We start from the raw sequence: 21,909 nt of genomic DNA, 5'->3' as shown, positions 1-21,909 counted from the left end.
CACTTTCATTATTACTCCCACTCAATTTCTTCATTCACTTTTTGGTGAATATCTACTCTATTAACAATATCAATTACATTTACTAGCCAACCATTCAATGTACAACTTCTGATAAATTCATCAATTCTATTAACTCCATTCATTTCTTTGAGTGTTACAACAACACCAAACCTAACTCCTACGCCATCTTGAGGAGCTAATCGGTTATTTGTTTTTATTTCCATGCCCCAATTCTTATTTCTATAAGAATCTTTTGGTATCATTCTTTTTGTAGCACTCTCTGCAATATACTTTACATTATCCCATTTTCTAAACTGCTTTCTTGCTTCACCTTCCACAAGATAATTTCTTTCTCCATCTAATGTGTCTTCTGTATTCTGTTTATCACCTTTAATATCCTTAATTTTTTTATCATCTCCTATTCGACCAAAGTGCAAATTCAATTCCGTATTTGTATAGTCCACCCCCTGCAATCTATCACACAGTGGAAAATAGCACATTGTAGCCTTTGCAATATAGGGGTACTTATTATCCTTTAGAGGAACAGGAAAATCATAATTATAAGTATTCCATTTTTCACTAATATCTGATACCACAAATTTTATTTCATCATCTTTTGTTTGAATAATTTCATTTATATGAATGGGTACAATTCCATGCCCATATAAGGCAACTTCTTCAGGAGTTGGTTTTTCATCCCAACCTCTCGCTGCATCAATAATCATAGCTTTTGCGACTTCCCTGTTAAGCCCTAATACATCAATTAAATAGGATAATTTTCTTGCAATCCAAGGTGCAGCATAGGAAGTACCGGCAACACTTGCCGCCCCTAAAGGTTCACAAACCCTAATGTATTCTTCTTCACTACCGCCATAATAACTTACGTCTGGCTTTGCAAAGAAAGATAATACTAATCCTTTACGAGCATATTTAGTAGACATACCATTCTTACTAACTGAATTTACAACTATACTATTAACAGAATCTGCCGGAGATCCTATTTTTACTATATCTGCACTTGGTTTATTTGTTCCTGCAACAACAAATATTACATTGTTTTCAAACTGAATTTTATCTAATGTTGCAGCTTCAGCAGAAATAAAGTTGTCATTAATTTCCTGATTACTACCAAGTGAAATATTCCAGACTTTTATATCTGAATTATTTACTACAATACTCTTTATTTTCTTTATTATTGAAAATGAAGAAAATTCAGCACCTACCGCTACTCCAAAATGCCTAACCTTAAACCTTCCACAACCATCATCCAGCCAAGGATTTAATCTTGCTCCATCAACAATAATGGAAGACACTGCTGTCCCATGATTATAATCTTTTGGATTTTTTGGTATATCTTCTGAGACCATATCATGATATTCAACCCAATCACTAAAATAAACACTTTCATCAAATAAGGTATCTATCACCCCAATTGTTGGTTCAATAGATGGGGATGGTATAGTTACCATTTTTGTTTGATACTCATTGATAAAATCATCAGGTGATAAATTTGATAAATCAACGGTTGCCATTGAAACAAGATAAGGTGCTTTTTCGAAAAGTAGTCCTACCTGCTTTTCGTCTAAGTAAACAGTTTGATTATCTAAAATTCTGCTACTTAAAATATCTATCCCTAATCTTTCAAATAATAGTTTGGTATCTTTTCTTACGTCATACAAAGTTATAATGCTCTGCTTTACATCTATCGTAGGTAACTCTACTTCAAAAGAATCAATGTATGATACATCTGCAATCACCTGTTTAAATATTGACATACTCACAGAAAGATCTTTAAAAACTCGTGGATTGACAATATTTTTATCTTCAAATATATTCTTGCTGATCTTGCCTGCAAATTTTTGGGACAATATATTTAAAGTATTTGAAATCAATTCTATACTTTTTATCAAATCATACTCATCAAGAAAATATGTTATGATGTGTTTGCTCTTATCTCTATTAAATTTTGCTCCAACAATTGCTTCATTAGAATCCGCACCTTTAAAAAGTCCGGCGATTCGATTACTTTTTGCAACAATTTTATTGTAATAAACGCTAACTAAAATCCCTTCAAATGGTTTTGTTTCTTTATCCCAAAATTCTTTAATCTGAATTAGCTGAGATTTTAATCTTAACAAATGCTCTGTACTGACTTCCACTTTCCCGTTCATGGCTATACCACCACGCATACCATTTTTACTGGTTTGCAAAAAGCGTTTCCCTTTTAATTCCAAGACATTATTCACTATCTACTTCCTCCTTCTTTAACTTTCTTGAGACAGCACTTTTAGACTCCCCTTTTAATTTTTCTATTTCTCTTACAGTGAATCCTTCCTCATGAAGCTGGTTTATATCCTTTTGATCTAAACTTCCTATCAAGCTATTGTATAATCTTTTCAAATAATCATACTCAGAACTAACATCGCTAAATGCAAGTGATGTTTTTATAATGTTTTTTAATTCTCCAGGATAAGGTATTTTTTTTGCTGTCTTCAATATTTTTTTAAATAATCTTGTATCTTTGGATATTCCTTTAAAATTCTTGATAAACGAAGAAAAATAATATTCCGCTACTTCTATTAAATCATCATCACTATATCTGTTGAAATTAATAACTGCATCAAACCTTCTGACTAATGCCTTATCAAAATTGGAATATAGGTTAGTAGTTGCAATAAGCACTATTTCTTTATTAAGATCTGTTAATCTGTCTAATTCTCTTAAAATCGTAGATGTTACTCTTCCCATCTCTCTAATATCATTAGAATTAATTCTATCCAAAGCAATAACATCAATTTCATCAAATAAAACCACAACCTTATTTGCATTTGGAAGCATATTTATTTCTCTAAAGACTTTTATAATGTTTTTATTAGTCTGCCCCAACTTGCTATCTATCAGATTTTCAAAGTCCACTCTAAAAAGAGAGCGATCCAGCAATCTTGCAACATTTTTTGCTGCTTCTGTTTTTCCACTTCCCGGTAATCCTTCAAATAAAAATTTATTAATACCAACATTATGATTTACAGCATTAATAATGCCTTTTATATCCTCTGTTATTTCAAGCGGTAAATTTAAAGCCTCTAAATTTCTTATTTCAACTTGCTTTAAAAACTCACTTTCAAAATCACTACTTTGTGGTGAATATAAATTTGATTCAGATATTAACCCCATAATATATTCGGATAACTGATAATCTCCTATGCTATCAAAATATCTTGCTATTGCTATCGCTTCATTTCTAAAGGAATTTTCGTTCCTTTCCACATGGTATTTTATTAAATTCAAAACATTTTGTTTTTTCATATTGCTATACCTCCTATTTTCTTTTTTATTATATCATATATTGGGACATAATTCTATACTTATGGGACAAATATTCAAACTTTTGCTTTTTATGTCAAAGGTTATATTAGTGAACTGCACCCCAAAATTTGGACACAATTTTGGGAGGTGCAGTTTTTTATGTCAAAATACTCAAAAGAAGTAAAAGAAAAGGCAATTTATCTTTCTGAAAAAGGATGGGGTCGATTTAGAATTGCTAAAGAGCTTGAGGTGCCAGAAAGTACTATAAAAAATTGGCTACACAAATTTAACCTTAATCATAATTTGACCCATAAAATTGGTACACAAGTATTTTCAGCAGATTTTAAACGTAAAGTTCTTGAAGCTAGGTGGAAGAATAAGTTATCCTTTAAAGAAACAGCAGAATTATTTAATTTAGATAACCCTAGTCTAATTGCTACATGGCAAAAGCGGTATTTAGAAGAAGGGATTTTGGGGTTGCAACCCAAGCCTAAAGGTAGACCACCTATGAAGACTAAGAAAGAAATTAAGATACAAGTAGATTCAAGCCAAAAATCAGATAAGGAACGTATTAAAGAACTGGAAGCTGAAAATGCTCGATTAAAGTATGAAATATCTTTTTATGACGACTTTATGAAAGAAATGCGTGAAATTGCTAAACCTAATCGAGCCGTAAAAAAAAGCACAAGCAATTGCCATTGAAAGATTAAGAAAAATATATCCGCTTCAGTTTATGCTCAAATACTTTGGTATTAGTCGAAGTACGTATTATGCGCGCCTAGCCAGCATAAATAAAGGGGACAAATATATAGAGGAACGAGACGCTATTCGTACCCTTGTATCGATGAACAAGGGTCGTTACGGATATCGACGAATCACAATAGCATTACATAAATTAGGCTTCAATATAAATCATAAAGTTGTGATGCGTATTATGAAGGAAGAAAACTTAACATGCAAAGTTCGTCTAAAGAAGTATCGTTTATATAGAGGTACAGAAGGAAAAATTGCTCCTAATATTATTAAGCGAAACTTTACTGCAACAAAGCCAGATCAAAAATGGACCACAGATATTACCGAATTCCACTTGTTTGGGCGTAAGGTTTATTTATCACCAATCTTAGATATGTATAATGGAGAAATTGTATCCTATGAAATATCAGAACGACCTGTATTAACACAGGTGTTATCTATGCTGGATAAAGCCTTTAAGAACAGGCCACATAGCAAAGGTTGCATCTTACATTCAGATCAAGGATGGCAGTACCAGCATAGCAGTTATCAAGAAACATTAATAAATCACGCTATCATCCAAAGTATGTCTCGAAAAGGAAACTGTTTGGATAATAGCGTGATGGAAAACTTCTTTGGCTTACTAAAATCAGAGTTGTTATATTTAGAGGAATCTACTTCCTATGAAGATTTTATCAACAAATTAAAAGATTATATTGATTATTACAATACAAAACGTATTAAGCTCAAATTAAAAGGAATGAGCCCGGTAGAATACCGAACTCATTCCCAAAGAATAGCTTAATTATATCTGTCCAAGAAAATGGGTGCAGATCAAAAAGCGACCTTCACCCAAGGTTTTGTTAAATATCAGTACATTCCCCAAATCTAAATCACAGTTGTTAAAACATATTTCTCCTGAGAATGCTTTTTCTTCACCATCTACCAATTGATACATTTCGTCAACTGTTAACGTTAATGTTTTATTATGAATTTTAATTCTATTTACTTTACTACCATAAAGACTGAAAAGGATATTACTATGTCTATCATGTATAAAATCCATATTATCCCTCACAAGATTAAATCTAAAATTGTAATTTAAATGAATTCTAGGTTTTTCTATTTTAAATTTGATTATATGGGCGTCCTTTCACTCTTGGTAAGCAAAGCCACTGCCTCAGCGGTTCGGCGTTTCCAATCACACTTCGTCTTTCCCTCGTGTTCTTGGACGCCTATCGTATGGGCAGTGCTAATGCTCACTGCGTCGCTTCGCTCCTAGTAAGCAAAGCAACAGCTTCGACATGCGCTGTCATAGGGAACATGTCTACAGGTTGTACTTCTTGTAGTTCATAGCCGTAGTGTGTTAGTATTTCAATGTCTCGTGCCATGGTTGCAGGATTACAGGATACGTAGACAATACGTTTTGGTTCCATACCCGCCGCAGAGGTTAGTACTTCTTCTTTACAGCCCGCCCGGATTGGATCGAATACGATAACGTCAGGTCGTACGCCTGCTTTGTAAAGTTTTGGCATTTCTACGGCCGCATCGGCAACGATAAACTCTGTATTATCATAGCCATTGCGTTGGGCGTTTTCACGAGCATTGATAATAGCAGGTTCTACGATTTCAATACCGATAACATGTTTTGCCTTATGTGCCAAGAATAGTGAAATAGTGCCTGTACCACAGTACGCATCAATAACTGTTTCATTTCCTTTTAGATCCGCATAAGCTAGCGCTTGGTCATACAGCACCGTAGTTTGTTCAGGATTAACTTGGAAAAAGGAATGTGGAGATAAGGTAAACCGTAAATCCTTGATATGGTCTGTAATCGTTCCATCCCCATAGAGAACAGTATTTTTAGGCCCTAATATAACATTAGTACGCTTCCCATTTACATTATGAACAATGGTTTCCACTTGGGGAACTCGTTCAGTTAATTTTTCAACCCACTTCTCTTGATGTGGCAAGTGTTCTGTCGCGGTTACAAGGATAATCATCCATCCAGATTGTCCAATGCGACCGATTACATGACGTAGCACACCTTTACCAGTATGTTCATCATAAGGCTCAATATCAAATTCTTTAGCAATTTGGTAGCAAGCTTGAGCAATGATATTATTACCTTCATCTTGAATGGGACAATTCGTACCTTGCACAATATCATGTGATCCCATCGCATAGAATCCCATTTGAATATTCCCTTTAGTCCCACCCACAGGCATTTGCATCTTATTACGATACGCCCATGGTTCTTTAGGTCCCAATGCTGGTTTTACAAGTTCTGGATTTTGATGACCAATGCGTTCGATAACGTCCTTCACCTTTTGTGTTTTTAGTGAAAGCTGGCCTTCATAGGTAATGTGTTGCAACTGACATCCACCACAAAAGCCATAGAGATCACAGCGCGGATCGATACGATTAGGAGCCATGGTAACAATTTCTAACAGACGCCCTGTAGCATAAGTCTTTTTCACCATATTGATGGATACTTTCACGGTTTCCCCAGGCAAGGCAAAGGGAACAAAAACCGTAAAGTCATCTACACGACCTACACCTTCACCACTACTACCGATACCATGAATAGTAACTAATACTTCATCACCTAACTTAACTGGAGCATTGAGTATGGCCTGTTGCTTCTTAGATAATGTACTAGTAACTGATTGACCTGTATTCGCACGATTACCATTTCTACGTTGTTGTTTAGATTTCTTTTTACGAGATGTACAACTTGTACCGTTCATTACGAGTCTCTTTTCTTCCAAATTTTAATCATGCCAGTTACGATAAGTACGAAGAATACAGTGCCAAATTTCACGAGCAATTCTTCACCTTGAATATATGGCATAAGAAGTGGATCTTCCACAATCATTTCACCAGCAACCCAACCTAATAACGCACCACCAGCCCAAAGAATGACAGGAAACTTATTGATGATACGAGCAAATAGTGTGGAGCAGAACACAATGATGGGAACAGTAATCAACATACCAACAATAACGAGCTCTAAATGTCCTTTAGCGGCACCAACTACGCCAATTACATTATCGATACTCATCATCGCATCAGCCACAATGATTGTCCAAATGGCTCCCATTAAGGAATTCTTAGCTTCGATATGTGCCTCTTCATCTCCGCCTTTTAAGAGTTGAATGGCAATCCATACAAGTACAAGGCCACCACCTAAGTGAATAAGAGGAATTAAAGTAAGTGCTTCCACTAAAAGAGTGGCAAATACAAGGCGCATTCCAATAGCCCCTACTGTACCCCAGATAACGGCTTTCTTTTGTAATTCTGGCGCCAATTTACCCGCTGCCATACCAATAACGACGGCATTATCTCCTGCCAATAAAATATCGATCAAAATAATTTTGCTAATCGTTATCCACGTTGCAGCTTCTAAAAATTCCATTCTATACTTACCTCAATTCACTCTGCTAATTCAATAACTATCCCTTAACTATACCACAAATTCTCTATTTTCTCATCTAAAAGAAAGCTCTTAGATTACCACTGTTATTCTTAAGATTAGCCTATAAGGTTCTTTATAATGGCTATACTTTTACGAAAAAATATCTCTCCTCCTATGACTAGAAGAAGAGATTTATTACATTATTTTTTAAGTTTCTTAGCTAACAAAGATGCCCCTACTACGAGGATAACAGCTCCGACTTTGATGAGTAATGCATACGGTTCTACGGTATGTGAAATTAATTTATCTTCCACACTCATCGCTGCACCCACCCAGGCAAGGATACCGCCACCAACGTAAAGGATGATTGGAAAGCGTTCGATCACTTTTACAAATAAAGTACTACCATAAATGATAATAGGTACTGTAATAAGCATACCAATAGCAACTAATGTCATATCACCACCAGCGGCACCAACTACACCAATAACATTATCAATACCCATAATTCCATCTGCAATAACAATGGTCATGATAGCAGCGCGCAAGTTATCTTTAGCCTCAATATTGTGCTCGCTTTCATCATCAACAACAAGCTTGTAACCGATCCATAAAAGAAGGATACCACCTACTAAACGTAAAGCAGGAATATTGTTCAATGCCTCTACAAATAGGAATGCCATAACAAGACGTAAAATAATGGCGCCAGCTGTGCCCCAGAAAATCGCCTTCTTCTGTAAATTTGCGGGTAAGTTGCGAGCCGCCATACCAATAACAATGGCATTATCACCAGCTAATAAAATATCAATAACGATGATTTGAAGCATCGCCAATAATCCTTGTACAGTTAAGATGTCCAATGTATCCTCCTTAGAATAAAATAACAGTGTATATATTATAATCGATATAGTAAGGTAGTGTAAAATTCAATTATCAACATATATATACGTTTTTATCATAACTCTATCTTATTAAATAAGATAGTTTATATAAGCTCATTTCTCCCCTTACATAATCATAATATGGGCTCTATTTCTTTATATATTTAATTCCTTTTTTTCTTAGGTTTTGGCTATTAAATTAAGCTACTTTATGGTATGGTATAGTATATCGTTACTAGGGAGGTTAGTATGTATCAAACATATTCTATACTGCAAAAATTATGGTTGTTCATAAAACTATTTACTCCAATGTGCATCACTCAATTTTCCCTGATTGGGGCTACCTTCATCGCCATCTTTTTAACGGGGCAATATAGTACGACTGATTTAGCTGGTGTCGCTACGGGATATAATTTGTGGCTCCTCTTCTATATCTTTGCACAAGGTACATTAATGGGTATCACGCCAATCATTTCTCAACTATTAGGAGCTAAGAAAACAGATGATATTCCAATAATCTTTCATCAAGGCCTTTTCATCGGTACAGGACTAGCATTTTTAATTTTATTAATTGGTATATTCGGCTTACGCCCTTTATTGACATATTTAAATCTTGAACCCGCTGCCACCGAGGTATGTATTAGTTATCTGAAAGCCTTTGCACTTGGTTTATTCCCATTACTCTGGGTAAATACCTTGCGTAATACAGTCGATTCTCACGGATTGACGCATTACTCCATGGCCATTGTCTTTACAAGCTTTGTGATTAACGTATTCTTAAACTACGCACTCATCTTTGGACATTACGGCTTTCCTGAAATTGGTGGCGTTGGAGCTGGCTACGGTATTGCTGGTGCCTGTTGGACGAACTTTATTCTATTTAGCTTAGTCATTCTATTGCATCCTAAGTTAAAAGGCTATCGCATCTATAAAGATTTCCATAGTCCTAATTTCCACTATATCCGTGAACAATTACAAGTTGGTATTCCCATAGGTTTTTCCATCTTCTTTGAAGCTAGTATCTTTAGCATTGCTGGTCTCTTAATGGTTCACTTTGGATCTGCTGTAGTAGCAGCTCATCAATCGGTTATTTCCTTTACTAATGTATTCTACTGCTTACCATTAAGCATTGCCATGTCTTCTACCATTGCCGTTGCTTATGAACTCGGTGCAGGGCGAAAAAAGGAAGCCATTCAATACTCTTATATTTCTCGTGTATTGGCCATCATCATAGCCGTTCTCATTTGCGCCTTTACGTTCACTCATATGGATAATATTGCTGATCTATTTACCAATGATGATGAAGTATATGAGCTTATTTATCACTTCCTTGGGTATGGCGTATTTTTTGCTGCCATCGATGCCATAGGTACTCCATTACAAGGTATTCTAAGAGCCTACAAGGATGTTAAAGTAGTTCTTTACATCTCACTCATTTCCTATTGGGGTGTATGTTTTCCAACAGCTTATACCCTTGCTAAAAATCCTAATTATGGACCATTTGGCGTATGGATTGGCTTACTCTCTAGCGTACTAGTAGCAGGTATATTATTCACATGGCGTACATGGTACATTCAACGTAAACAAAACTAAATAACAGTTAATACAGTAAAAGAGCATCTTATGTAAGATGCTCTTTTTTATTTCAGTATATCTTGTTTTTCTACTTTGGACATACGGAAGAAATTATATAGTGTTTCTGCCGTCTTATAATTCATAGATTCTACATTTGCTAGTTCATCAATAGATGCCTCTTTCATGGCCTCTAAACTATTAAAGTGAGCCCATAAGGCCTTACGGCGTTTAGGACCGATGCCTTCAATATGATCTAGAATAGATTCAAGATTTCGCTTGCCCCGCAACTTACGGTGATAAGTAATGGCAAAACGATGGGCTTCATCACGAATTTGTTGGAGTAATTGAAGTTCCGGCGTGTGATGACTCAAAATGATACTTTCAGATTGCCCTTCTACAAAGACCTCTTCAATACGCTTAGCCAAAGAGATAACTGGCACATCAGTAACACCTACTGCACGAATCAACGGCAAAGCTGCATTGAGCTGACCTTTACCACCATCGATAATAATGAGGTCTGGCATAGGCCAATCTGTTTCATTACCATAGCGTCGTTCCATAATTTCAGCCATAGACTTAAAGTCATCAGATTTACCTTGCGTAGTTTTCAATTTAAAACGACGATATTCCTTTTTCGCTGGCTTGCCACCTTCAAAGACAACCATGGACGCCACGGTTTCAGAGCCTTGTGTATGGGAGATATCGAAACATTCCATGCGTTCCGGTAAGCGTGGTAAGTCGAGAATCTCGGCTAGCTTCTTAATCGCTCCGCCAGTCTTATCGATTTGGTGCTGCCACTGACGGCGACGTTCTTCAAGGAAGGTTTCCGCATTTTCATGCGCCATCTTAATCATATCCATCTTATAGCCACGTTGTGGCACAGATACATCTACATGTTGACCTTTGAGCTGTGTAAACCATTCTGTTAATAAGTCTCTATCTGTACTCTCCATAGGTAGTAACAACTCTTTAGGAATAAAGTTTGTATCTCCATAGTATTGCTTGATAAAGTCTGTCATAATGGTTTCTGAACTATCGCCATCATGTTGCACAAAGTAATTCTCACGGCCTAACAGACGACCACCGCGGATGAATAGCAACTGTACACAGGCCATCGATGTATCTACAGCCAATCCTAAGACGTCTAAATCGCCACGTTGAGTAACCATGCGTTGCTTTTCTTGTATCTTTTCAATGCTAGACAATTGATCACGATAACGTGCAGCATCTTCAAAGCGCAAATCTTCTGCAGCAGCCTCCATCTTTGATTTAATTTCCTTTAGCAATGGTATAGGTTTACCTTCAAAAAGTTCTATGATTTCGTCAATATACTTCCGATAATCGGGTACCGATATTTTATTAAAACACGGCGCCTCGCAGTAATGCATATGATACTGTAAGCATGGGCGTTCTACCTTCATAGACTTACAGGTACGCAATGGATAGTACTGTCGTATTAATTTCAGTACCACATGAACAGATGTGACATCTGTAAAAGGGCCAAAGTACTTGGCTCCGTCCCGCTCTAAACGACGCGTCATATATACGCGTGGGTAATCCTCTTGCACAGAGACTTTTACATATGGGTATGTCTTATCATCACGAAGTCTAATGTTATATTTCGGTTCATGCTCCTTGATAAGTGTATTCTCCAAGATGAGCGCTTCCATCTCCGTTTTTGTTTGAATGACTTCCACATCGACGGCTCGTTTCATCATGGCCGTAACCTTTGGTGCGCGATTTGCATCGTTACGCACATAGGAACGCACACGATTTCGCAAGTTAATAGCCTTACCTACATAAATAATTCGGTTATATTGATCACGCCACAAATATACGCCTGGTGTAGTTGGCAAATGGCTAACCTTTTCCAGTAATTCTTCAGACGGCATATTTCCTCCTTTCCTTGTAGATTTTTAGATGTTTTATTTCTTATTTTTTGCAGCTTTCATAAATTTCTTAGTCTGTTCCAATACAGGACCTAAGAATTTCCCGGTATAGCTTTCTTTCACCTTAACAATTTCCTCAGGCGTACCAATTGCCACGATAGTGCCTCCGCGATTACCACCTTCAGGACCAAGATCAATAATGTGATCAGCCATCTTAATAACATCTAAATTATGTTCGATAACGACAACTGTATCGCCACCCTCTACGAGTTGTTGCAATACGTGTAATAACTTGCGAATATCCTCGGCGTGAAGACCTGTAGTAGGTTCATCTAGGATGTATAGCGTTTTACCTGTGCTGCGACGAGCTAATTCAGTAGCTAATTTAACGCGTTGTGCTTCACCACCAGATAAGGTTGTTGCGGCTTGACCTAAACGAATATAGCCAAGACCCACCTCTTGCAAGGTAACCATTTTACGATTGATCTTCGGAATAGCGCTGAAGAACTCAACCGCATCATCTACCGTCATATCTAGTACATCTGCAATAGATTTACCTTTGTATTTAACCTCTAAGGTTTCTCGGTTATAACGGGCTCCCTTACAAACCTCACAAGGTACATACACATCTGGTAAGAAGTGCATTTCAATTTTAATGATACCGTCACCACGACAAGCTTCACAACGGCCACCTTTTACGTTAAAGCTAAAGCGCCCTTGTTTGTAACCGCGCATCTTTGCTTCCGGTGTTTGACTATATAGTTCGCGTATGGCATCAAATACACCTGTATATGTAGCTGGATTGGAACGAGGTGTACGTCCGATAGGGCTTTGATCAATATTGATGATTTTATCGATATGTTCAAGACCACGGATTTCTTTATGAGCCCCTACTTTGTGGTTAGAGCGATATAATTGATTAGCTAAACCTTTGTAGAGAATTTCATTAATCAAGGTAGACTTACCAGAACCGCTGACACCAGTAACAACATTAAACAAGCCAATAGGAAATTTTACATTTACATTTTGTAAATTGTTTTCCTTAGCACCGCGAATTTCAATGCAGTTCTTACCTGGTTTACGGCGTTCTTCCGGAAGAGCAATAAATTTACGACCACTCAAATACTGACCAGTAATAGAGTCTTTTACCTTCATAACTTCGTCAACAGAACCAGCGGCAATAATTTGACCGCCATGCTCACCTGCACCTGGACCAATGTCCACGAGATAGTCAGCCGCACGCATCGTATCTTCGTCGTGTTCTACAACGAGCAAGGTATTACCTAAGTCCCGCAAGCCTTTTAAGGTATCGATAAGTCGATCATTATCTCGTTGATGTAGACCTATGGACGGTTCGTCTAGGATGTACAATACACCTACCAAACCAGAGCCGATTTGCGTAGCTAGACGAATACGCTGTGCTTCACCACCAGATAATGTGCCTGCACTACGGTTCATTGTTAGGTAATCGAGACCTACATTATTAAGGAAACCTAGACGAGCATTGATTTCCTTTAAAATTTGAGCACCAATCACTTGTTCACGTTCAGTTAACTGTAGATTACCAAAGAAATCGAGTGCTTCTTTAATAGTTAACTGCGTTACTTCGTTGATATTCTTATCCCCTACAGTAATAGCTAATACTTCAGGTTTAAGACGAGCCCCATGACATGTAGTACACGGCTTAATAGACATAAACTTTTCAAATTCTTCACGCATAGAGTCTGTAGAGGCTTCACTATGACGGCGCTTAACCATCGGTAAAATACCTTCGTACTCAGTAAAGAATTCCTTTATCTCACCTCTCATATTTTCATAGGTGAAACTTACCTTATCCGTCGTACCGTACATCACCTTTTTCTGTAATGCTTTCGGCAATTCATCATAGGTGGAGTCTAAGGAATATCCATTAGCTTTTAATAGACCTTCTACTTGACGCATAAACCAAGCATTAGGATTGGAGCTCAAGGCTTGCACGCAACCATCGGCAAAGCTAATAGATCCATCTGGAATAATGCGCTCCTCATCAACCTCCATAGTAGAACCAATCCCTAAACAAGATGGACACGCACCAAACGGACTATTAAAAGAGAACATACGCGGTTCAATTTTAGGTAATGAAATATGACAATCTGGGCACGCAAAATGTTGGCTATACATGTGTTCAGGTCCGTCTACCTCTTGAATCACAACGATGCCTTCTGCCCATTTTGAAGCGGTCTCCATAGAGTCAGCCAACCGAGATTCAATGCCTTCTTTTACAACGAGACGGTCCACAACGATATCGATGGAATGCTTCTTATTTTTCTCTAATACAATTTCTTCGTCCAAGGTACGCACTACACCGTCTACTCGAGCACGAACAAAGCCTTCTTTGCGAAGTTGTTCAAACACCGATTTATGTTCCCCTTTTTTACCTTGAATCATAGGGGCCAGCACTAAAATCTTTGAACCTTCGGGAAAGCTCATTACATCGTCGGTCATTTGTTGTATTGTTTGCTGGGTAATAGGCTTACCACATTCTGGACAGTGTGCATGACCTACGCGTGCAAATAAGAGACGTAAATAGTCGTAAATCTCCGTTACGGTACCAACCGTAGAACGAGGGTTGCGACTCGTCGTCTTTTGGTCGATAGAAATGGCGGGAGATAAACCTTCAATATAATCGACATCGGGTTTATCCATTTGTCCCAAAAATTGACGTGCATACGCAGACAGGGACTCAACATAACGTCGTTGTCCTTCTGCGTAAATCGTATCAAATGCTAGGGATGATTTACCAGAACCACTGAGGCCAGTTAAGACGATAAACTGATCACGTGGCAAGGATATATCAATATTTTTTAGGTTATGCTGACGCGCACCTTTTACAATCAATTGATCTTTCATTATCTTTCCTATTTAAAGAGATGATACCAAACGGCATCATCTCTCCGATTACTAACATGAAATAATATATGTATATTATCGCACATATAGTCTATATAATCTATGTGTTTTCTTACAATCTTTTAAAATTGCTCTTAAGATTTACTTTTTGGACTCGTCCGCTTTCTAGATTTGGTAGAAGCAGGCTTCTTCAACTTGCTATCTCCTGCACTATGCATATCGGACCATTGTTGACGTAATACGCCCAATTGATCACGTAATTTAGCAGCGGATTCAAATTCAAGCTGCTTGGCGGCGGCCTTCATTTGACGATCTAGCTCTTCAATCTTATTGTACAATTCTTCCGGTGTTATATCTGCCACCTTAGGTGCTGATGTATCTTGAACATATGATTCGTGTCCATGGTCCATGCCCTCTGAGGATTTTTTTTGTTTTCCTTTTTTCGGTGAAAGTCCCTTTCCCTCGGTAACCATATCTTCTTCGATTTTCGTTAATTCGATAAGCTCTTTTACATCTTTAGATACAGATTTAGGCGTGATATTATGTTCAATATTATAAGCCTCTTGCACGGCACGACGACGATCGGTTTCATCGATAGCTCGTTGCATGGAACCTGTTACACGATCTGCGTACATGATAACATGACCATTCACATTACGAGCCGCACGACCTATAGTTTGAATCATGGCCGTATCGGAACGCAAGAAACCTTCCTTATCCGCATCTAAGATAGCAACCAAGGAAACCTCTGGCATATCGAGACCTTCACGAAGCAAGTTAATACCAACTAATACATCGAATACGCCAGCCCGCAAATCACGAATGATTTCAGCCCGCTCAATAGTAACAATATCGGAATGAAGGTAACGAACTCGTACGCCCATTTCCTTCAAAAATTCCGTTAAGTCCTCAGCCATCTTCTTCGTCAATGTCGTAACAAGAACCCGTTCATTCTTGGCAGCTCGTTTGTGAATTTCTCCAAGCAAGTCATCCATTTGCCCCTTAATAGGACGAATTTCTATAGATGGATCTAATAGGCCCGTAGGACGAATGATTTGCTCTGCAATATTCGTTTCTACTTCCATTTCGTATGGGCCAGGTGTAGCCGATACGTATACAATTTGATTGATACGCTCTACAAATTCATCGAATTGAAGAGGTCTATTATCTAATGCAGAAGGAAGACGGAAACCGTATTCGATAAGAGATTCTTTACGGGCACGGTCACCATTGTACATAGCTCGAATTTGAGGCATCGTCACATGAGACTCGTCCACCATGATAAGGAAATCATCTGGGAAATAATCAATCAATGTAAACGGTGCTTCCCCAGCCTTTCGTTCAGACATATGACGGGAATAGTTTTCGATGCCCGAGCAATAGCCCATCTCTTGCATCATTTCTATATCGTAACGCGTACGCTGTTCTAAGCGCTGAGCCTCCAATAGACGGTCAGCAGCTTTTAACTTCGCTAGCTGTTCATCTAGTTCGGCTTCTATACGCTCTACGGCAATATTCATCTTCTCTTTCGTCGTCACATAGTGAGATGCCGGATAGACAGCAACGTGTTTGCGTTCCGCAATAATTTCACCCGTCAAGGGATCTACCTCTACGAGGCGGTCGATTTCATCACCAAAAAGCTCCACCCGAATGGCTCTTTCACTATAAGCAGCAGGGAAAATATCAATTGTATCCCCTTGTACACGGAAGGTACCGCGGATAAAGTTCATATCATTTCTCGTATATTGAATATCTACGAGTTTAGATAAGATTTCATCGCGCGACTTCGTTTGACCTAAGCGTAAGGACAATACGAGATCAGAATAGTCCTCAGGGTCACCTAAGCCATAAATACAGCTAACAGAGGCAACGATAATGACATCGCGGCGCTCAAAAAGGCTCATCGTAGCACTATGTCGCAGTTTATCGATTTCATCATTAATAGACGCATCCTTCTCGATATATGTATCACTAGAAGGAATATAGGCCTCCGGTTGATAAAAATCGTAGTAAGATACAAAGTATTCTACCGCATTATTTGGAAAGAAACTTTTAAATTCACTACATAATTGAGCCGCCAAGGTTTTATTATGAGCAATGATCAAGGTCGGCTTTTGAACTGCCTCAATAACCTTGGCCATTGTAAAGGTCTTACCAGTACCAGTGGCACCGAGCAAAACTTGGGCCCATTCACCGCGTTCAATGCCTTCTGTTAAAGATTGAATCGCAGTAGGTTGGTCCCCTGTAGGCGCAAAGGGCGCCTCCACTTTAAATGGTTGGCCCCCCTCGTAATTATATGTACTATGCTTCATTACTGTTCATCCTGATGTTTACGGATGGCTTTCATTTCTTCATCCGTCAAACGACGACCTGCATTTTCCGCTTGATTCAATGTATCCTCACCTTCTAAGACTTCGATGAGCATAGCAATAGAAAAACGATCTAATGTAGGTGTGGTCTTTTGGATTTCATCAGCCATCATCCAATCTGATTCAGTATAGTTATTAATACGATCTGTAATTTCTTCCCAGTTTGAAAGTAGCAATCGCGTAATGGGGCGATATAGTTCAATACCAAAGTACTCGATTAAGCTAACAATCTTATTCATATTTTCTAGGCTAACATTACATTCATTTTTTTTATTTTCAGATTCTACATATTCAAGTAAGAATTCCCGGTTATATTTATTTGTCACCTTGAATCATTCCTTTATTAAATAATGCATTAGCAAATTCTTTTGCATTAAATGGACGCAAGTCATCCATACCTTCGCCAACGCCAATCCAGCGTACTGGTACGCCTAGTTCCTCTTTAATAGAGATAACTACACCACCTTTAGCTGTACCATCTAATTTAGTTACTACAATACCATTTACTGGCACGGCTTGACCAAATAATTTAGCTTGGCTTACTGCATTTTGACCCGTAGTACCATCTAATACGAGCAATGTTTGATGTGGCGCACCTTCTACGTGGTTATTCGCTACGCGTCCCATCTTTTTAAGCTCTTCCATAAGGTTAACCTTAGTATGTAGACGACCAGCCGTATCTACGATAACGAGGTCTGCATTACGAGCTTTCGCAGCTTCCATTGCATCATATACAACGGCAGCAGGATCTGCGCCCTCTTTATGTTTAACAATCGGCACACCAACGCGATCAGCCCAAATGGATAATTGGTCAGCTGCAGCAGCACGGAATGTATCACCTGCTGCAATGATAACCTTTTTACCTTCTTTAGTATAATAATTAGCCAATTTAGCGATTGTCGTTGTTTTACCGACACCATTTACACCAACTACGAGGATAACCTCAGGATGATGCAAAGTAATTTCATCTTCTTGATCGATGAGCATTTCCGTGATGCGGTCTTCCATGAACGGCATTACATCGCCTGTATGATTGATGATACCTTCTGTTACACCACGACGAATTTCTTTCATCAAGTATTCTGTCGTCTTAGGGCCTAGATCACTAGTAAGCATAACTGCTTCTAAATCATCTAAAAAATCATCATCGATTTGCGCATAACCAATAACGATGCTTTCTACATTTTTTACAAAAGACTTACGAGTTTTTTCTAAACCGTCTTTAATTCTATCAAAGAATCCAAATGCCATTATGCTAGATCCTCCTTCACATCTTCAAATGCTACTGTTAATAATCGCGATACACCGCGTTCCACCATTGTTACCCCTTGAAGTACTTCGGCAGCTTCCATCGTCTTTTTACGGTGAGATACAACGATAAATTGTGTTTCTTTATTTACTCGATTTAAGTAGGAACTAAATCGTTCAACATTGGCTTCGTCAAGCGCCGCGTCAACTTCGTCAAGCACGCAGAACGGAGCTGGACGATAATCGAGGAATGAGAACAATAAAGCGATAACCGTAAGAGCACGTTCACCACCCGATAAAAGTGTCAATTGTTGACGCTTTTTCCCTGGTGGTTGAATATAGAAATCGATACCACCCGTCAAAATATTATCTGGATCAGTCAGTACAATTTGCGCAGTACCACCGCCAAACAATTGGCTGAATACCTCTTGGAATCTACGGCCTACCACATCCAATACATCGTATAGCTGTGTACTCATAGCCTTATCCATTTCGGCAATAACCGCCTGTAATTGCGTCTTTGCCGTATCTAAATCAGCTAATTGTGTGGTTAAGAAATCATATCGTTCTTTAGTCTCTTCATATTCCTCAACGGCATTTGGATTGACTGGACCCAATTCGGCAATTTCGGCCATCAACCGAGCTTGCTCATCCTTCCAATCATTAACGGAACCTTCAATGCGAAGGGCTTGAGCATCTTCCAATGTAAAGCCTAGCTCTTGTAATTCTTCTATAAAGCGCTCACAATCCATGCGATGACGTGTAATTTTACCTTCCATATCAACAAGACGACCTTGCACCACTTTATAGCGTTGATTCAATCGGTCTTGCTCACTGAGGATAGATTCCATTTCCTCGCGCCCCGTAGATGTTTTATCATAGGCTTCATCACGAAGAGCACGTAATCGTTCAACCTCAGCCGTAGCAGAGGCCAACTCTTGTTCTGCAACTTCCTGAGCCTTAGGTATTTCCTCTTCATAGCGTTGTGTAGTACTAACTAACAAATTACGAAGTGGTGTTAAGCGCTCTATAATACTAGAAATAGACTGATTACGCTGTTCACGTTGTGTTTCCCGTTCCTGAATGGTATGTCGCAAGGTATCACAAGTAAGGCGAACTTCTGTAAAAGCTTCATACGCCTCTTGTTGCACCTTTTGCAACACAGTCAATCGATCCATCAACGCCCCTTGATTACCATCCACACCATGATTCTCTTGCAAGGAAGCTAATGCTGTTTCTTGATCTTTCAAGTTAGCAGTTGTAGTAGCCAAATCAATATCAATTTGTACTAAACGTTGCTCTTCTTCTGAAAGAACACGTTTCTTACGATCTATCTGATGTTGTATATTTTGTACCTTTGTTTCACTAGCCACATAGAGTAAGTTCGTATGTTGATAGATTTCATCAAGGCTAGCTCGTTCTTTTTCAGCCTCTTCAACCCGTTTTTCTAGATTTTCTAAGCTAGCTGTTAAGGAACGGATTTGTTCTTCAATTTGTACAAGCTCTTGTTCAAGACTAGCTGCTTCTTCCTTACGGCTCAATACAGAGGCGCGCTTACGCTTCGTAGCACCACCGGTTAAAGAACCACCCGGTTGGAACTGTTCACCCGTAAGGGTTACAATACGCAATTGTTGATTGTATTTTTTCTGTAATCCAATAGCATCATCCATGGAGGATACTACTAAGGTACGGCCCAATAAATACTGGAAAATATGAGCGTACTTATTATCAAAGGAGATACAATCAACAGCAGTGCCTAATACACAGCTTTCATTTAGAGCCGGTGTATCATAAGGTTTTCCTTTTACAGAATCCATAGGCAAGAAGGTTACGCGACCACCTTGGATAGATTTCAAGTAATTTACACCCTCAGCCGCTGCACGAGCCGTAGTAGTTACAACGTGGTTAACACTGCCGCCTAATGCCGTTTCAATAGCCGTAGTATATTTGTCCTCTACCGTAAAGAGATCACCAACAGCGCCTGTGATTTGTTCGCGCCAAGAACCTTTACCATTTAAGATATTCTTTGTACCTTCTAAATAACCTTCATGTTGTTCTTCCCATTGGGCTAATAGTTCGATACGACCTTTAACACGTTGCTCTTGGGTACGTAATTTTTGTAATTCTTTACGTTCCTCACGAGCTTGTATAGCTGCTTCTTTACCACCATCAACGAGGGCTTGTCGTTGTGCAGAAATAGCATTAAACTTTTGGCCTAGCGCTTCAAATTCAGAACGAGCGACTTGAAGTTCACTATCTACCTGTGCTATCTCAGATTCTAGAATAGCACATTGATTTTTGCTTTCTACCTTGCGAGCTTCTAAGCTTCGAATACTAGCCTTAGCCGTTTCAATAGCACTCACAACTTCTAATTGACGTTGCTCAAAAGCCTCTCGATTGGATTGCAAGGATTGAAACTTAGCTTGTTCTGACCTTACATCTTCAACAGCCTTTTTGTAGGTCGCTTCTAATTCTTCTAAATTAGACTCTTTCTCTACTAATTGAGCACTTTCATCTTGAATCAATTGATTTAAGATGCGCAATTGTTGCTCCTCGCCTTTTTGCGTAGCCTCTAGCTCGCTAATGCGCATAGACGTTTCATCTAATTCACGGCGCGCTGTTTTTAGTTGCTCTTCTAAGAGACGTAAGTGACCAGATAAGCGTTCTTCATCACGTTGCTTTTCAGTATACTGAGCCTCCCACAACTTAAGCTGTTCCTGCTCTTTTGACGAAGACGATTGCAATTCGTGACGACGAGCCTCTAATTTAGACAATTCAGTTTGAAGCTCAATTTCTTCATCTTTAAAGGCAATATTATCATTTTCAAAACGCGTTAAAAGACGATCAGAGGTTTTATAATTGTGAAAGCCTAATGCCCCATCATAATCGCGCTTTGTGCGGCTTAAGGTCATATATTTTTTAGTCTTTTCCGCTTTTTCAGACAAAGGTCCTAATTGCTCTTCAATGGTAGCCATTACGTCTCGTACACGCTCCATATTACGATCTGTACTGGCAATACGACGCAATGCATCTTCTTTATTGATCTTAAAGCGAGAAATACCTGCTACATCTTCAAAGATAAGGCGCCGTTCTTCAGGTTTAGAATTTAAAATAGCATCAATTCGGTTCTGCCCAATGATAGCCATGGAGTCTCTACCAAGACCGGTATCTGCTAGTAAAAGATGTATGTCCTTTAAACGACAAGATCGCTTATTAATGAGGAACTCACTTTCACCAGTGCGGTATATACGGCGTGTAATGGCTACCTCAGCCATATCTATATCTAATTGTTGGTCACTATTGTCAAACACAAGTGTAACCTCAGCAGCGCTCATAGGTTTGCGCTTTTCCGTACCAGAGAAAATAATATCCTCTGCTTTTTGACCGCGCAAATTACGGACATTGGATTCTCCCAATACCCATTTCATAGCATCCGTAATATTACTTTTACCACTTCCGTTAGGACCAATAACGGCAGTCATTCCTGGTGAGAATTTTACAATCGTTTTATCCGCAAACGATTTAAAGCCCTTTAATTCCAACCGAAGTAATTGCATGACTGCCTCCTTTCTACCAACAACCTTAAATAATCATATCTTTTA

Annotated in this window: 15 protein-coding genes; 3 read left to right on the top strand and 12 right to left on the bottom strand. The window is 38.5% G+C overall.

The genetic code is table 11. The features are described from left to right. Positions 1-11: 11 nt before the first annotated feature. Complete coding sequence (locus E7B10_RS00605) at positions 12-2,246, bottom strand: S8 family peptidase (RefSeq protein WP_024051169.1); 2,235 nt, start codon at positions 2,244-2,246, stop codon at positions 12-14. Further along, a complete protein-coding gene (locus E7B10_RS00600) occupies positions 2,239-3,306 on the bottom strand; it encodes an ATP-binding protein (protein WP_024051170.1) in 1,068 nt (355 codons plus the stop codon). The genes E7B10_RS00605 and E7B10_RS00600 overlap by 8 nt, the downstream gene beginning before the upstream one ends. Positions 3,307-3,465: 159 nt before the next feature. Between E7B10_RS00600 and E7B10_RS00595 the strand changes: the two genes are divergently transcribed. Then, positions 3,466-4,008, top strand: coding sequence for a helix-turn-helix domain-containing protein (locus E7B10_RS00595; RefSeq protein ID WP_058948452.1), 543 nt, complete (start codon positions 3,466-3,468; stop codon positions 4,006-4,008). A gap of 31 nt (positions 4,009-4,039) precedes the next feature. Then, positions 4,040-4,843 carry an IS3 family transposase gene (locus tag E7B10_RS00590; protein ID WP_058948451.1) on the top strand — a complete coding sequence of 268 codons (804 nt, stop codon included), beginning with the start codon at positions 4,040-4,042 and terminating at the stop codon, positions 4,841-4,843. Here the strand turns inward: E7B10_RS00590 and E7B10_RS00585 are convergent, their stop codons facing one another. From E7B10_RS00585 to E7B10_RS00570, 4 genes are all read right to left on the bottom strand, one after another. Further along, on the bottom strand, positions 4,844-5,104 hold the full coding sequence (locus E7B10_RS00585) for a hypothetical protein (RefSeq protein WP_024062202.1): 261 nt from the start codon (positions 5,102-5,104) through the stop codon (positions 4,844-4,846). It lies immediately after the preceding gene. A gap of 193 nt (positions 5,105-5,297) precedes the next feature. After that, on the bottom strand, positions 5,298-6,788 hold the full coding sequence (gene rlmD, locus E7B10_RS00580; RefSeq protein WP_278472357.1) for a 23S rRNA (uracil(1939)-C(5))-methyltransferase RlmD: 1,491 nt from the start codon (positions 6,786-6,788) through the stop codon (positions 5,298-5,300). Continuing rightward, on the bottom strand, positions 6,788-7,456 hold the full coding sequence (locus tag E7B10_RS00575; protein WP_101928184.1) for a TerC family protein: 669 nt from the start codon (positions 7,454-7,456) through the stop codon (positions 6,788-6,790). The genes rlmD and E7B10_RS00575 overlap by 1 nt, the downstream gene beginning before the upstream one ends. Positions 7,457-7,656: 200 nt before the next feature. Beyond that, positions 7,657-8,316 carry a TerC family protein gene (locus E7B10_RS00570; protein WP_278472361.1) on the bottom strand — a complete coding sequence of 220 codons (660 nt, stop codon included), beginning with the start codon at positions 8,314-8,316 and terminating at the stop codon, positions 7,657-7,659. A gap of 270 nt (positions 8,317-8,586) precedes the next feature. Here E7B10_RS00570 and E7B10_RS00565 point away from each other — a divergent pair, with 270 nt between their 5' ends. Beyond that, a complete protein-coding gene (locus tag E7B10_RS00565) occupies positions 8,587-9,930 on the top strand; it encodes an MATE family efflux transporter (protein ID WP_101928182.1) in 1,344 nt (447 codons plus the stop codon). Positions 9,931-9,977: 47 nt separating this feature from the next. On the opposite strand, the gene uvrC is transcribed toward E7B10_RS00565, so the two are convergent. From uvrC to smc, 6 genes are all read right to left on the bottom strand, one after another. After that, positions 9,978-11,804, bottom strand: coding sequence for an excinuclease ABC subunit UvrC (gene uvrC / locus E7B10_RS00560; RefSeq protein WP_101928181.1), 1,827 nt, complete (start codon positions 11,802-11,804; stop codon positions 9,978-9,980). Positions 11,805-11,837: 33 nt separating this feature from the next. After that, positions 11,838-14,690, bottom strand: a complete 2,853-nt coding sequence (gene uvrA, locus E7B10_RS00555; RefSeq protein ID WP_278472365.1) for an excinuclease ABC subunit UvrA — start codon at positions 14,688-14,690, stop codon at positions 11,838-11,840. 134 nt (positions 14,691-14,824) lie between these two features. Beyond that, the gene (gene uvrB, locus E7B10_RS00550) at positions 14,825-17,002 is read right to left on the bottom strand and encodes an excinuclease ABC subunit UvrB (RefSeq protein ID WP_287510741.1); all 2,178 of its coding nucleotides are present in this window, start codon (positions 17,000-17,002) and stop codon (positions 14,825-14,827) included. After that, on the bottom strand, positions 17,002-17,298 hold the full coding sequence (locus E7B10_RS00545; protein WP_259343134.1) for a hypothetical protein: 297 nt from the start codon (positions 17,296-17,298) through the stop codon (positions 17,002-17,004). The genes uvrB and E7B10_RS00545 overlap by 1 nt, the downstream gene beginning before the upstream one ends. 76 nt (positions 17,299-17,374) lie before the next feature. Then, positions 17,375-18,310: a signal recognition particle-docking protein FtsY gene (ftsY, locus tag E7B10_RS00540; protein ID WP_004693455.1), complete on the bottom strand. Its 936-nt coding sequence runs from the start codon at positions 18,308-18,310 to the stop codon at positions 17,375-17,377. Further along, the gene (gene smc / locus E7B10_RS00535; RefSeq protein ID WP_155086269.1) at positions 18,310-21,864 is read right to left on the bottom strand and encodes a chromosome segregation protein SMC; all 3,555 of its coding nucleotides are present in this window, start codon (positions 21,862-21,864) and stop codon (positions 18,310-18,312) included. Before smc ends, ftsY begins: the two co-directional genes overlap by 1 nt. Positions 21,865-21,909 lie beyond the last annotated feature (45 nt).

The sequence above is a fragment of the Veillonella sp. genome (assembly GCF_032470285.1).
In the GTDB taxonomy this organism is placed as follows: Bacteria; Bacillota; Negativicutes; order Veillonellales; family Veillonellaceae; genus Veillonella.
This window is presented reverse-complemented; position numbering and strand designations above follow the sequence as displayed.